Source organism: Streptomyces sp. 2131.1, from assembly GCF_900105515.1.
GTDB lineage: Bacteria > Actinomycetota > Actinomycetes > Streptomycetales > Streptomycetaceae > Streptomyces > Streptomyces drozdowiczii.
The window spans coordinates 2,896,097-2,909,905 of record NZ_FNSY01000001.1 but is presented as its reverse complement, the minus strand read 5'-3'; the positions used below and the strand labels follow the sequence as shown (position 1 = coordinate 2,909,905).

The following is a 13,809-nucleotide window of genomic DNA, read 5'->3' as shown; positions in this document are numbered from 1 at the left end:
GGGGCGCTTGCATCGTGGAGAACCTGATTGCGCTGCTCGTCGCGGCGCCCCTGCTCGGGGCGGCGGTGCTGCTCTGCGGCGGCCGGCGCCTCGACCGCGCCGGGCACTGGCTCGGCACCCTGCTCGCCGCCGCCTCGTTCGTCGTGGCCGTGGTGCTCTTCACCGACATGCTCGGGAAGGGCGCCGAGGACCGCGCGCTGCACCAGAAGCTGTTCAGCTGGATCCCGGTCGAGGGCTTCCAGGCCGATGTGGCCTTCCAGCTCGACCAGCTGTCGATGACGTTCGTCCTCCTGATCACCGGTGTGGGCACGCTGATCCACATCTACTCGATCGGCTACATGGAGCACGACGAGCGCCGGCGCCGCTTCTTCGGCTATCTGAACCTGTTCCTCGCGGCGATGCTGATCCTGGTCATCGCCGACAACTACCTGCTGCTGTACGTCGGGTGGGAGGGCGTCGGTCTGGCGTCGTACCTGCTCATCGGCTTCTGGCAGCACAAGCCCAGCGCGGCCACCGCCGCGAAGAAGGCGTTCCTGGTCAACCGCGTCGGCGACATGGGCCTGTCGATCGCGATCATGCTGATGTTCACCACCTTCGGCACGTTCGCGTACGGCCCCGTCCTGGAGGCGACCGGCGAGACGAGCGAGGGCAAGCTGACGGCGATCGGCCTGATGCTGCTGCTCGCCGCCTGCGGCAAGTCCGCCCAGGTGCCGCTGCAGTCCTGGCTCGGTGACGCGATGGAGGGCCCGACCCCGGTCTCGGCCCTGATCCACGCGGCGACCATGGTCACCGCCGGTGTCTACCTCATCGTCCGGTCCGGCGCGATCTTCAACGCCGCCCCGGACGCGCAGATGGTCGTGGTGGTCGTCGGCGCGGTCACGCTGATCTTCGGTGCGATCGTCGGTTGCGCGAAGGACGACATCAAGAAGGCCCTCGCCGGCTCCACGATGTCCCAGATCGGCTACATGATCCTGGCCGCCGGGCTCGGCCCCATCGGCTACGTCTTCGCGATCATGCACCTGGTGACCCACGGCTTCTTCAAGGCCGGGCTCTTCCTCGGCGCCGGTTCGGTCATGCACGGCATGAACGACGAGGTGGACATGCGGAAGTACGGCGGCCTGCGGAAGTACATGCCGGTCACCTTCGTCACCTTTGGCCTCGGCTACCTCGCCATCATCGGCTTCCCCGGCCTCTCCGGCTTCTTCTCCAAGGACAAGATCATCGAGGCGGCCTTCGCCAAGGGCGGCACCGAGGGCTGGATCCTCGGCTCGGTCGCCCTGCTGGGCGCCGCGATCACCGCGTTCTACATGACGCGCGTGATGCTGATGACGTTCTTCGGCGAGGAGCGCTGGCGCCGCACGGCGACGCCCTCCCCGGACGCGCCGGACGTCGAGCCCGCCGCCGAGACGCGCGGCGAGCACGCGGAGCCCCACCCGCACGAGTCCCCGAAGTCCATGACGATCCCGATGATCGTGCTGGCCTTCGGCTCGGTCTTCGCGGGTGGCTTCTTCTCCATCGGCGACCGCTTCCTGCACTGGCTGGAGCCCGTCACCGGCCACGACCACGGCGACGCCCCGATCGGCGCGTCCACCGTCACCGCGGCCACCATGGTGGCGCTCGTCATCGGTGTCGCCATCGCCTGGGCGATGTACGGCCGCAAGCCGGTGCCGGTGGCCGCCCCGCGCGGCTCGCTGCTCACCCGCGCCGCGCGCCGCGACCTCCTCCAGGACGACTTCAACCACGTGGTCCTGGTCCGCGGCGGCGAGCACCTGACCCGCTCCCTGGTCTACGTCGACCACACCCTGGTCGACGGCGTCGTCAACGGCACGGCCGCCTCCATGGGCGGGCTCTCCGGCCGGCTGCGCAAACTGCAGAACGGCTACGCCCGCTCCTACGCGGTCTCGATGTTCGGCGGTACGGCGGTTCTCATCGCCGCGACCCTGCTGATGAGGGCGGTCTGATCACATGTCCTTTCCCCTCCTGACAGCGACGGCGGCGCTCCCGGCGATCGGCGCGGTGGCCACGGCCGCCGTCCCGGCCGCCCGGCGCACCGCCGCCAAATGGCTGGGCCTGGCCTTCTCGCTGGGCACGCTCGTCCTGGCGGGCATCGCGCTCGCCCGCTTCGAGCCCGGCGGCGACCGCTTCCAGCTCACCGAATCGCACGCCTGGATCAAGGACTTCGGCGTCCGCTACGAACTGGGCGTGGACGGCATCGGCCTGGCGCTCATGGCGCTCACCGCCCTGCTGATCCCCTTCGTCATCCTGGCCGGCTGGCACGACGCCGACCCCCTGGAGACGAACTCCTCGCGCTGGCGCCCCACCCAGGGCTTCTTCGCCCTGATCCTGATGGTCGAAGCCATGGTGATCCTCTCCTTCGAGGCCACCGACGTCTTCCTCTTCTACATCCTGTTCGAAGCCATGCTCATCCCGATGTACTTCCTCATCGGCGGCTTCGGGGACCGGGCGCACTCCGGCAGCGACGAGAACGCGGCGGCGCAACGCTCGTACGCCGCGGTCAAGTTCCTCCTCTACAACCTGGTCGGCGGCCTCATCATGCTGGCCGCGGTGATCGGCCTGTACGTGGTGGCGGGCTCGTTCTCGCTCTCCGAGATCGCCGAGGCCCGCGCCAACGGCTCGCTCTCCATGGCGACCGGCACCGAGCGGTGGCTGTTCCTCGGGTTCTTCTTCGCCTTCGCGGTGAAGGCCCCGTTGTGGCCGCTGCACACCTGGCTGCCCAACGCCATGGGCGAGGCGACCTCCCCGGTCGCCGTGCTGATCACCGCCGTCGTCGACAAGGTCGGCACCTTCGCGATGCTCCGCTTCTGCCTCCAGCTCTTCCCGGAGGCCAGCAAGTGGGCGACGCCGGTGATCCTGGTCCTGGCGCTGATCAGCATCGTGTACGGGGCGCTGCTCGCGGTCGGCCAGCGCGACATCAAGCGGCTGATCGCCTACGCGTCCATCTCGCACTTCGGCTTCATCATCCTGGGCATCTTCGCGATGACCAGCCAGGGCCAGTCGGGCGCGACGCTGTACATGGTCAACCACGGCATCTCGACGGCCGCGCTGATGCTGGTCGCGGGCTTCCTGATCACCCGGCGCGGCTCGCGCCTCATCTCCGACTACGGCGGGGTGCAGAAGGTGGCCCCGGTGCTCGCCGGGACCTTCCTGATCGGCGGCCTGGCCACGCTGTCGCTGCCGGGGCTGGCCCCGTTCGTGAGTGAGTTCCTGGTCCTGGTCGGCGCGTTCGCCGCGTACCCGGCTGCAGGCATCGTCGCCACCACCGGCATCGTGCTCGCCGCGATCTACGTCCTGGTCCTCTACCAGCGCACCATGACCGGCCCGGTCAAGGCCGAGGTGCAGGGCATGGCGGACCTCAAGGCCCGTGAGCTCGTGGTGGTCGTCCCGCTGATCGCGCTGCTGCTCTTCCTGGGTGTCTACCCGAAGCCGCTGACGGAGATCGTCAACCCGGCGGTGCAGCACACCATGTCGGACGTACAGAAGAAGGACCCCCAGCCCGAGGTGGAGGCCGCCAAGTGAGCGCAACAGCTGTCCACAGCCTGTGGACGACGGCGAGCGGGGTGACATCTGCCGCCCCGGACGAGAAGTTCAAGGCCCCGGTCATCGAGTACACCCAGCTGGCCCCGGTCCTGATCGTGATCGGCGTCGCCGTCCTCGGTGTGCTCGTCGAGGCCTTCGTGCCGCGCCGGGCCCGCTACTACACGCAGGTCTTCCTGACCGTCGTCGCCCTGGTCGCCGCGTTCGCCGCGGTGGTCGGCCTGGCGGCCGGCGGGTACGGCACGACCAAGGCGCACATCGCCGCGATGGGCGCCGTCGCGGTCGACGGACCGTCCCTGTTCCTCCAGGGCGTCATCCTGCTGACGTCCCTGGTCGCGGTCTTCACGTTCGCCGAACGGCGGCTCGACCCCGAGGCGCACGGCAACCGTGTGGACTCCTTCGCTGCGCAGGCCGCGTCGGTGCCCGGCAGCGACAGCGAGAAGGCCGCGGTCCGGGCCGGGTTCACCACCACCGAGGTCTTCCCGCTGGTGCTGTTCTCGGTGGCCGGCATGCTGGTCTTCCCGGCAGCCAACGACCTGCTGACGCTGTTCGTGGCCCTGGAGGTCTTCTCCCTCCCGCTGTACCTCCTGTGCGCCGTCGCCCGCCGCAAGCGGCTGATGTCGCAGGAGTCGGCCGTGAAGTACTTCCTGCTCGGTGCGTTCTCCTCGGCGTTCCTGCTGTTCGGGATCGCCCTCCTCTACGGGTACGCGGGCTCCGTCTCGTACGCGCAGATCGCGACCGTGGTCGACGGCTCGATCCAGAGGACCGACCCGGCGCTCGCGGACACCATGGGCAACGACGCGCTGCTGCTCATCGGCGGCGCGATGATCCTGACCGGCCTGCTCTTCAAGGTCGGCGCCGTCCCGTTCCACATGTGGACCCCGGACGTCTACCAGGGCGCCCCGACCCCGGTCACCGGCTTCATGGCCGCGGCCACCAAGGTCGCCGCGTTCGGCGCGCTGCTGCGCCTGCTGTACGTGGTGCTGCCGGGGCTCACCTGGGACCTGCGGCCGGTCATGTGGGGCATCGCCATCGTCACGATGGTGGGCGGCGCGGTCGTCGCGATCACCCAGACCGACATCAAGCGGCTGCTGGCCTACTCCTCGATCGCGCACGCCGGGTTCATCCTGGCCGGTGTGATCGCGGCCACCCCCGACGGCATCTCGTCCGTCCTCTTCTACCTCGGCACGTACTCCTTCGTGACGGTCGGCGCGTTCGCCGTCGTCACGCTGGTGCGCGACGCGGGCGGCGAGGCGACGCACCTGTCGAAGTGGGCCGGGCTCGGCCGGCGCTCCCCGCTGGTCGCGGCGGTCTTCGCGGTGTTCCTGCTGGCCTTCGCCGGTATCCCGCTGACCTCGGGCTTCTCCGGCAAGTTCGCCGTGTTCAAGGCGGCGGCGGACGGCGGCGCGGGCGGCCTGGTCGTGGTCGGTGTGATCTCCTCGGCGATCGCGGCGTTCTTCTACATCCGGGTCATCGTGCTGATGTTCTTCAGCGAGCCGAAGGCGGACGGCCCGACGGTCGCCGTCCCGTCCCCGCTGACGATGACCACGATCGCGGTCGGTGTGGCCGTGACCGTGGTGCTGGGCCTCGCCCCGCAGTACTTCCTGGACCTGGCGAGCCAGGCGGGGACGTTCGTGAGGTAGCCGGAAGCGGCTGTACGACGACGCCGGACGGGCTTGACTTCCCCTGGGGAAGTCAAGCCCGTCCGGCGTTGTCAGAGGCGGCGCCTATCGTGGCAGGGGAGAGCGCTGGGACGCAGCGGGAGCGGTATCGGGGGACAGAGCGATGAGCGGGACGGGCGTGACGGGCATGACCACGGATGTGACCACGGGCGGGGCCCCCGGTGCGACCGAGAGCGAGGCGCGGCGCACTCTGCACCGCGTCTTCGGCTACGAGGCGTTCCGCGGCGAGCAGGAGGCGATCGTCGACCACGTGGTGGCCGGCGGGGACGCCGTCGTGCTCATGCCCACCGGCGGCGGCAAGTCCCTCTGCTACCAGATCCCGTCCCTGGTCCGCCGGGGCACCGGCATCGTGATCTCCCCGCTGATCGCCCTCATGCAGGACCAGGTCGACGCGCTGCGGGCGCTCGGCGTGCGGGCCGGCTTCATCAACTCCACGCAGGACTTCGACGAGCGCCGCTCCATGGAGGCCCAGTTCGTGGCGGGCGAGCTGGACCTGCTCTACCTCGCCCCGGAGCGGCTGCGGCTCGACTCCACGCTGGCGCTGCTGGCCCGCGGCGAGGTCTCCGTCTTCGCCATCGACGAGGCGCACTGCGTCGCCCAGTGGGGCCACGACTTCCGCCCCGACTACCTGGCCCTCTCGGTGCTCGGCGAGCGCTGGCCGGACGTGCCGCGCATCGCCCTGACGGCCACGGCGACGGACGCCACGCACCGCGAGATCACCCAGCGCCTCGGCATGCCCGACGCCAAGCACTTCGTGGCCAGCTTCGACCGCCCCAACATCCAGTACCGGATCGTGGGCAAGGCCGACCCGAAGAAGCAGCTGCTCACCTTCCTCAAGGAGGAGCACGCCGGGGACGCGGGCATCGTCTACTGCCTCTCCCGCGCCTCCACGGAGAAGACCGCCGAGTACCTCTGCCGCAACGGCATCGAGGCCGTCCCGTACCACGCGGGTCTGGACGCCGGGACCCGCGCGGCCCACCAGTCCCGGTTCCTGCGCGAGGAGGGCCTCGTCGTCGTCGCGACGATCGCCTTCGGCATGGGCATCGACAAGCCGGACGTCCGTTTCGTCGCCCACCTGGACCTGCCGAAGTCCGTCGAGGGCTACTACCAGGAGACCGGCCGCGCCGGGCGCGACGGCGCCCCGTCCACGGCGTGGATGGCGTACGGCCTCCAGGACGTCGTCCAGCAGCGCAAGCTCATCCAGGGCGGCGAGGGCGACGAGGCGTTCCGCCGCCGGGCCGCCTCACACCTGGACTCGATGCTGGCCCTGTGCGAGACGGCCCAGTGCCGCCGCGCCCAGCTCCTGACGTACTTCGGCCAGGAGCCCACGGCCACGACCTGCGGCAACTGCGACACCTGCCTCACCCCGCCCGAGACCTGGGACGGCACGGTGGTCGCCCAGAAGCTGCTGTCCACGGTGGTCCGGCTGAAGCGGGAGCGCGGACAGAAGTTCGGCGCCGGCCAGATCATCGACATCCTGCTCGGCCGCCGCACGGCCAAGGTCATCCAGTTCGACCACGACCAGCTCTCGGTGTTCGGCATCGGCGAGGAGCTGGCCGAGGCGGAGTGGCGCGGAGTCGTCCGCCAGCTCCTCGCGCAGGGCCTGATCGCCGTCGAGGGCGAGTACGGCACGCTGGTCCTGACCGAGGAGAGCGGCAAGGTCCTCGGCCGCGAGCGCGAGGTCCAGCTCCGCAAGGAGCCCAAGAAGCCGACGGCCTCCAAGTCGTCCTCGTCCGGCCGCGGCGAACGCAAGCCCAAGGCGGTCGCCGCCGACCTCCCCGAGACGGCCGTCCCCGTCTTCGAGGCCCTGCGCGCCTGGCGCGCCGCCCAGGCCAAGGAGCTGGGCCTCCCGGCGTACGTGATCTTCCACGATGCGACCCTGCGCGAGATCGCCACGGTCCGCCCGACGACGCTGGGCGAGCTGGGCGGCATCAGCGGCCTGGGCGAGAAGAAGCTGGCGACGTACGGGGAAGGGGTGCTGGAGGTCCTGTCCGGCCTCGCCACGGACGAGGCCCCGGCGGCTGCGGAGACCCCGCAGACCCCGGCCGCCCCGGCAGCCCAGGAGACCAAGCAGGCACCGCCCCGCCCCGCCCAGGCAAAGCCCGCGCCCGCCGCCCCCCACGACGACGCCGAGTTCGGCTGGGACGAGGAGCCCCCGGAGTACGAGTGAGACGGGCGGGTCGCGCGGTCGGCCTAGTGCGGGTCCGCCGCCCGGCGGCGCGGCGCGATGGCGCTGAGGCCGAGGTCGACCGGGAAGGGGGCGGACACCTTCATCCGGTCGTGGAAGATCCCGGTCGAGGTGTACGCGCCGGTCGCGGGCTCCAGCTCGAAGACGTACGCGCCGGTCGCGGGCTCCAGCTCGAAGACGTACGCGCTGCTGTCGATCAGCTGCGTGTGCGGAGGAAGATCCGGAAGCCTGTCCAGGTCATCGGCGGTCCAGCCGCCCTCGGGCGGGACCGCCCACCGCGGTTCCGGGACCTCGGGTTCGACGCTCATCAGTGCTCCCATGGACGGAGTCTCGCGGGAGCTTTCAGCGTTTCCGCCGGGAACCGGAAGCAGCTCCCCTGAACGGTTGAACGACTCACGCGCCCTTGACCGCCACCCCCCGCCCCGCATACGCCCGCACGTCCGCGTCCGGGTCCGCCGTCGCCCCCGCCAGCGCCTCCCCGGCCCCCGGGGCGTCCCGGTGCCGCAGCAGCGCCAGGACCGCCGCCTTGCGGACGTCCGCGTTCGGGTCGTCCAGCGCCCCGGCCAGCGGGCCCACCGCGCGCCCCGGGTCCGCCGGGGTCAGGGCCTTCGCCGCGCCCGCGCGGACCTGCCAGGCCGGGTCCGCCAGCGCGGCGACCGCGCGCTCGGCGTACGCCTCCGGGCAGCCCGTCTCCGCCAGCGCGCCGAGGGCCGCCGCGCGGACCAGCGCGTCCGGGTCGTCGAGCAGCGGGGCGAGCGGGTCCGGGGCGGGGTCGCGGACGGCGGCCAGGCCCTTGGCCACCGCGACCCGGACCTCGCGGGCCGGGTCGCCCGCCGCACGGGACAGCCCGTCCACCGCGTCCACCGAGACCAGCGCCCGCACGGTCTCCACGCGCACGTCCAGGTCCGGGTCGCCCAGTGTGCCCGCGTACAGCTCCGCGTCGCCCAGCTTCAGCGCCCGCAGCGTGTCCAGCGCGGCGGCACGGACCACCGCGTCGGCCGAAGAGAGCGCGGCGACCAGCGGGGTGCGGAGCTCCGGGGACGGGGGCAGCACCTCGACGAGTTCACGCAGGGACGCCGCGACTGCCGCGCGCACTGCGGGCGATGTGTCGCCGAGGACGGTGGCCAGGGCGGGGCCCGCGCCCGGCGGGGTGGACTCCGTGAGCGCGGCGACGGCGGCCCGGCGGACGGCGGGGTCGGGGTCGTCCAGGTAGGGCGCGAGAGCGGCCAGTTCGGGTTCGCCGTCGTTCAGGGCCAGCAGCTCCAGGATGCGCGGCGAGGTCGAGACAGCCGGTTCGGAGGCCGCCGATACGGGAACACGCCCCGAGGCCGACGCCGACACCGGTGCCGCGTCCCGCGCCCCCGCCGTGCCCACCCCCACCGGCTCGACCTCGCCGATCCGCCGCACCGGCCCCCCGGTCGGCGCGAAGCCCTCAACCGGGACCAGGTACGGCGCCACCGGCCGGGCGGTGAACTCCATCGCCCCCGACGCCGACTTGTAGACGTCCAGGTGGTGGAACCAGTCCGCGTCGTCCCGCTCCGGATGGTCCGTGCGCTCGTGGTAGAGCCCCCAGCGGGACTCCGTCCGGGCGAGCGAGGAGCGCGCGGCCATTTCCGCGCAGTCCCGGATGAACGACACCTCCGCGCACCGCATCAGCTCGTGCGGGGTCGTCGCGCCCATCTCCGCGAGGTCCGTCCGCATCCGCTCGAAGGACTCCAGGGCGATCGACAGCCGCGCCCCGGACTTCGGCGGGGCCACGTAGTCGTTCACGAAGCGGCGCAGCTTGTACTCGACCTGGGGCTGCGGCGGCCCGTCCGGATTGCGCAGCGGGCGGTAGATCAGCTCGTGCGCGTCCCGCAGCTGGGCGGCCGGCAGCTCGCCCTCGTACGCCGTGAAACGGGCCGCGTCCGCGCCCGCGAGGTCGCCGAAGACGAACGCGCCGATCATGTAGTTGTGCGGGACGCAGGCCAGGTCACCGGCCGCGTAGAGCCGGTCGACGGTGGTGCGGGCGTGGTCGTCGACGCGGACGCCGGACGCGGAGTGGCCGCCGCACAGTCCGATCTCGGAGATGTGCATCTCGATGTCGTGGGTGCGGTAGTCGTGACCGCGCCCCGCGTGGAACGTGCCGCGCGTCGGGCGCTCCGTGGAGTGCAGGATGGTCTCCAGCGCGCTGACGGACTCCTCCGGCAGATGGCTCAGCTTGAGGTAGACCGGCCCCCGGTCGGAAGCCACCTCGGCCGCGAACTCGGCCATCATCTGCCCCGACCAGTAGTCGGAGTCCACGAAACGCTCGCCGTGCCGGTTCACCTGGTAGCCGCCGAACGGGTTCGCGACGTACGCGCAGGCCGGGCCGTTGTAGTCCTTGATCAGCGGGTTGATCTGGAAGCACTCGATGCCGGTCAGCTCGGCGCCCGCGTGGTACGCCATGGCGTAGCCGTCACCCGCGTTGGTGGGGTTCTCGTACGTACCGTAGAGGTAGCCGGAGGCCGGCAGGCCGAGGCGGCCGCAGGCGCCGGTGGCGAGGATCACCGCGCCCGCGCGGACCGTGACGAACTGCCCCGTGCGGGTGTTGAAGCCGGCCGCGCCGATCGCCCGCCCGTCTTCGCCGGTGAGCACACGCACGGGCATGACACGGTTCTCGATGCGGATGCGCTCGCGCATCTCGCGCCGCCGCAGCTGCCGGTAGAGGACCTTCTTCACGTCCTTGCCCTCGGGCATCGGCAGGACGTACGAGCCGGAGCGGTGGACCTGGCGGACCGCGTACTCGCCGTGCTCGTCCTTCTCGAACTTCACCCCGTACGACTCCAGGCGCCGCACCATGTCGAAGCCGCGCGTCGCGGTCTGGCGGACGGTCGACTGGTCGACGATGCCGTCGTTGGCACGGGTGATCTCCGCGACGTAGTCGTCGGGTTCGGCGCGGCCCGGGATCACCGCGTTGTTCACGCCGTCCATGCCCATGGCGAGCGCCCCGGAGTGACGGACGTGCGCCTTCTCCAGGAGGAGGACGGAGGCGCCGTGCTCGGCGGCGGTGAGGGCCGCCATCGTGCCGGCCGTGCCGCCGCCGACGACCAGCACGTCGCAGGAGAGTTCCTCGGCGTCCGCGAGGGCGGGGATCTGCACGGGAATGCCTTTCAGTGAGAGATCAGGGGGTGAGGGATTCCAGGACCTCGCGGCGCAGCGCGACCGTCGCCGGATCGGTGTGCGCGGCCCGTTCGCGCGGACGCGGAACCGGCAGCACCCGGCCGCCCGGCAGCAGCGCCACCCGGTCGCCGAGGAACAGCGCCTCGTCCACGTCGTGCGTCACGAACACCACCGTGGCGCCGCTGCCCCGGAGCACGTCGACGAGCAGTTGCTGCATCCCGGCCCGGGTCTGGGCGTCCAGCGCGCCGAACGGCTCGTCCATCAGGACCGCCCGGGGCCCTGCCGCGAGGGCGCGGGCCAGCTGGACGCGCTGGCGCTGCCCGCCGGAGATCCGGTGCGGCAGCTTCGCCGCGTGCTCGGCCAGGCCGACCCGGGTCAGCCACTCCTCGGCGCGGGCCCGCCGCTCGGCGCGCCCCACGCCCCGGATGGCCAGGGGCAGTTCGACGTTGGACCGGACCGTGCGCCAGGGCAGCAGCGCGTCGTCCTGGAAGACGAGGGCCCGTTCGGCGCGGGGACCGGTGACGGGCTCGCCGTCCTCGTCGACCTCGCCGGCGAGGGCCGGAAGGAGCCCGGCCAGGGTCCGCAGCAGCGTGGACTTGCCGCAGCCGGACGGGCCGACGACGGCCAGGATCTCACCGGGCACGATGTCGAGGTCGATGCCGTCCAGGACGGGCGCACCGGCCCGGCCGAGCGTGGCGCCGCGCAACGCGAGCCGCAACCCATGAGTCGTGTCACCCGTCATGAGCGCACCCGTTCCTGTGCCGTAGGGACCGAGGGGGCGGCCGGCGCCGCCGGGGCCGGGAGGCGGCGCGCCGGGAGGGCGGCCGGGCGGCTCTCCGCGCGCGGCAGCCAGCGGGTCAGCCGGCGGCCCAGCAGCTCCACGGCCGTCGAGGTGAGCCAGCCGAGCAGGCCGATGGTGGCCATGCCGACGAAGACCCCGGGGTAGTCGACGACTGTGTAGTCCTGCCAGGTGCGGTAGCCGACCCCGTACTCGCCGGAGATCATCTCGGCGGAGATCACGCAGATCCACGAGACCCCGATGCCGACGGACAGGCCGCCGAGGATGCCGGGGAGCGCGCCGGGCAGCACCACGGACCACAGGACGCGCCGCCGTCCGCCGCCCATGGTCAGGACGGCCTCCTCCCAGACCGGGGTCAGCGCCCGCACCGCGTGCCGGGTGGAGACCATGACGGGGAAGAACGCGGCCGTGCAGGTTATGAAGACGATGCCCTGCTCGTTGCTCGGGAAGAGCAGGATCGCGACCGGGACGAGCGCGATGGCCGGGACGGGCCGCAGCACTTCGAGGACCGGGCCGAGCAGGTCGGCGGCGATCCGGGAGCGGGCGACGGCCGTCCCGACGGCGACCCCGAGGACGGCGGCCAGCGCGAAGCCGGTGACGATCCGGGTCAGGCTGTCGGTCAGGTCCTGCCAGTACGCGTCGCCGGAGACCCGGTCCGCGAAGGCGCGGGCGACCTCGGTGACCGTCGGGAACTGCTCGAAGCGCAGCCACAGATTGATGTCGTACGAGGTCAGCGCCTGCCACAGCCCGAGCGCCGCGACCACGGAGAGCACCCGCCGTACCAGGGACCACCGCCCGCTCATGACGCGGACCCGGCCAGTTCCAGCGCGGTGGCGTACGGGACGGTCCGGGCGCCGGGGTGCGCCGCGACGTCGGCCCGGGCCGCCGACTCGGTGACGTACGGCCGCAGTGCCGACCCGTCCGCGACCCATACCGCGTGGTCCGCGAACCACAGCGTGCCGGTGGACGCGTCGGGGACGTACGCCACCCGGACCGCGTCCCGGTGGGCGGCCACGTACCTCAGCACTTCGGCGGAGGTGGCGAAGGCGGTCGTGGTGTCCTTGCCCTTCAGCCACACCTCGCCGCCGCGCCGGGCGGGCGGCCCCGCCGCGAGGGCCTTCGCGTAGCCGGAGCCGTACACCCGCTTCACGTACGAGTCGTCGACGAAGGCGTCCACGTCGACGTCACCGACGAGCTTCGCCGAGGTCAGCACCGGGACGTCCTTCTTCAGGGCGGCGATCAGCGCGGGCTTGAGCGTGGTGTCGAAGGTGGCGATGCCCTGGGCGCCGTTGTAGAGGTGGACGACCTCGGCGGGCAGGCCGGTGGCCTTCGCGACGGACTCCGATGCGGCGACCGGGTGCTCGTGCAGATAGGTCGTCGCCCGGCCCTGGGCGCGCAGGAAGTCCTCCACCACGGCGGACCGCTTCTCGGCGAAGCCCTCACGGACCGTGACCCCGTGGAAGGTCGGCAGGTTCAGCTCGGCGCCGTCGTACAACGCCTTGGCCCGGCCCTGGAAGGCGAGCAGCCCCGGCCAGGCCACGAACTGCGACAGCGCGTCCACGCTGCCGGCCTGGAGCGCCGAAGCGCCCACGGCGGGCTGCTGGTTGAGCTTGTGGATGTCCTTCTCGGGGTCGAGCCCGGCCTGTTGCAGGGCGCGTACGAGGGTGCCGTCGGCGGCGGAGCCGACGCTCGTGGAGACCTTCTTGCCGCGCAGGTCGGTGAGCGTGCGGAGCTTGGAACCGGGCGCGGTGACAACGGTGTTGAGGCCGCCCGACAGGTTGTAGCCGGTGACCGAGACGAGCCGGGTGGGCTGCTTCAGCTGGACGCCCCGGGCCGCGTTGATCAGTAGCGGGAAGTCGCCCATCGAACCGATGTCGATCTTCCCGGCGGTCATCTGGGCGGTGATCGGGGCGCCGGTGGCGTAGTCCTGCCACTCCACCTTGTACGTGACACCGTCACGCTTCCCGCGCTTGCGCAGCTCTTCCTCGAAGTAGCCGAGGGAGCGCAGCAGGGTGCCGGCGGTGACGGTGTTGATGGTACGGGACTGGTAGCCGACGGTCACCGTGACCGTACCGCCGTCGTCCGCGTTCGCCCCGCCGCCGCAGCCCGTGGTGAGCGTGAGGAGCAGCGCGGCGCCGGCCAGGGCGCCGGGTGCTGTGCGTCGCATGGGAGTCGGGGCCTTTCAGCGAAGGAGATAGGGCATGTTGACGGTGACCGCGCCGGTGGGGCAGCGGGCGGCGCACGGGCCGCAGTACCAGCACTCGTCGACGTGCATGTATGCCTTGCCGCTGTCCTGGTGGATGGCCAGGGAGTCGAGCGGGCACATGTCGACGCAGAGGGTGCAGCCGTCGATGCACTTCGACTCGTCGATGGTCACGGGCACGTCGGCCCGCTGGGGCGCCAGAGGCATGGCGGGGCTCCAGGGAAGGTGTCGAAAAAATACG

10 protein-coding genes are annotated in these 13,809 nt (G+C 71.9%); 4 read left to right on the top strand and 6 right to left on the bottom strand.

Translation table 11 applies throughout. The annotated features are described in order from the left end of the window. The first annotated feature begins 14 nt into the window (after positions 1-14). From nuoL to recQ, 4 genes are all read left to right on the top strand, one after another. Positions 15-1,961 carry an NADH-quinone oxidoreductase subunit L gene (gene nuoL, locus BLW14_RS12990; protein WP_093707281.1) on the top strand — a complete coding sequence of 649 codons (1,947 nt, stop codon included), beginning with the start codon at positions 15-17 and terminating at the stop codon, positions 1,959-1,961. A 4-nt stretch (positions 1,962-1,965) separates the two neighbouring features. Further along, on the top strand, positions 1,966-3,537 hold the full coding sequence (locus BLW14_RS12985; RefSeq protein WP_093707279.1) for an NADH-quinone oxidoreductase subunit M: 1,572 nt from the start codon (positions 1,966-1,968) through the stop codon (positions 3,535-3,537). Next, positions 3,534-5,198 carry an NADH-quinone oxidoreductase subunit NuoN gene (gene nuoN, locus BLW14_RS12980; RefSeq protein WP_093707277.1) on the top strand — a complete coding sequence of 555 codons (1,665 nt, stop codon included), beginning with the start codon at positions 3,534-3,536 and terminating at the stop codon, positions 5,196-5,198. The genes BLW14_RS12985 and nuoN overlap by 4 nt, the downstream gene beginning before the upstream one ends. Positions 5,199-5,364: 166 nt before the next feature. Beyond that, entirely contained in the window at positions 5,365-7,407 is a 2,043-nt protein-coding gene (recQ, locus tag BLW14_RS12975; protein ID WP_093710710.1) for a DNA helicase RecQ, read from the top strand. Positions 7,408-7,430: 23 nt separating this feature from the next. On the opposite strand, the gene BLW14_RS12970 is transcribed toward recQ, so the two are convergent. From BLW14_RS12970 to BLW14_RS12945, 6 genes are all read right to left on the bottom strand, one after another. Continuing rightward, positions 7,431-7,733 carry a hypothetical protein gene (locus BLW14_RS12970; RefSeq protein ID WP_093707275.1) on the bottom strand — a complete coding sequence of 101 codons (303 nt, stop codon included), beginning with the start codon at positions 7,731-7,733 and terminating at the stop codon, positions 7,431-7,433. A gap of 85 nt (positions 7,734-7,818) precedes the next feature. Then, positions 7,819-10,545 carry a fumarate reductase/succinate dehydrogenase flavoprotein subunit gene (locus tag BLW14_RS12965; protein WP_093707273.1) on the bottom strand — a complete coding sequence of 909 codons (2,727 nt, stop codon included), beginning with the start codon at positions 10,543-10,545 and terminating at the stop codon, positions 7,819-7,821. Between the two features lie 22 nt (positions 10,546-10,567). Further along, complete coding sequence (locus BLW14_RS12960; protein WP_093707271.1) at positions 10,568-11,308, bottom strand: ABC transporter ATP-binding protein; 741 nt, start codon at positions 11,306-11,308, stop codon at positions 10,568-10,570. After that, positions 11,305-12,168 (bottom strand): ABC transporter permease, encoded by an 864-nt coding sequence (locus tag BLW14_RS12955; protein ID WP_093707269.1) that lies wholly within the window; start codon positions 12,166-12,168, stop codon positions 11,305-11,307. Before BLW14_RS12955 ends, BLW14_RS12960 begins: the two co-directional genes overlap by 4 nt. Continuing rightward, positions 12,165-13,532 carry an ABC transporter substrate-binding protein gene (locus tag BLW14_RS12950; RefSeq protein WP_093707267.1) on the bottom strand — a complete coding sequence of 456 codons (1,368 nt, stop codon included), beginning with the start codon at positions 13,530-13,532 and terminating at the stop codon, positions 12,165-12,167. Before BLW14_RS12950 ends, BLW14_RS12955 begins: the two co-directional genes overlap by 4 nt. Before the next feature lie 15 nt (positions 13,533-13,547). After that, positions 13,548-13,775, bottom strand: coding sequence for a 4Fe-4S dicluster domain-containing protein (locus BLW14_RS12945; protein WP_018101329.1), 228 nt, complete (start codon positions 13,773-13,775; stop codon positions 13,548-13,550). Positions 13,776-13,809: the final 34 nt, after the last annotated feature.

Excerpts from the sequence above, each read along its gene's own strand:
- BLW14_RS12970 (WP_093707275.1), bottom strand. The coding sequence starts at position 7,733 with ATGAGCGTCGAACCCGAGGTCCCGGAACCGCGGTGGGCGGTCCCGCCC.
- BLW14_RS12955 (WP_093707269.1), bottom strand. The coding sequence starts at position 12,168 with ATGAGCGGGCGGTGGTCCCTGGTACGGCGGGTGCTCTCCGTGGTCGCG.
- BLW14_RS12945 (WP_018101329.1), bottom strand. The coding sequence starts at position 13,775 with ATGCCTCTGGCGCCCCAGCGGGCCGACGTGCCCGTGACCATCGACGAG.
- BLW14_RS12985 (WP_093707279.1), top strand. The coding sequence starts at position 1,966 with ATGTCCTTTCCCCTCCTGACAGCGACGGCGGCGCTCCCGGCGATCGGC.
- recQ (WP_093710710.1), top strand. The coding sequence starts at position 5,365 with ATGACCACGGATGTGACCACGGGCGGGGCCCCCGGTGCGACCGAGAGC.
- BLW14_RS12950 (WP_093707267.1), bottom strand. The coding sequence starts at position 13,532 with ATGCGACGCACAGCACCCGGCGCCCTGGCCGGCGCCGCGCTGCTCCTC.
- BLW14_RS12960 (WP_093707271.1), bottom strand. The coding sequence starts at position 11,308 with ATGACGGGTGACACGACTCATGGGTTGCGGCTCGCGTTGCGCGGCGCC.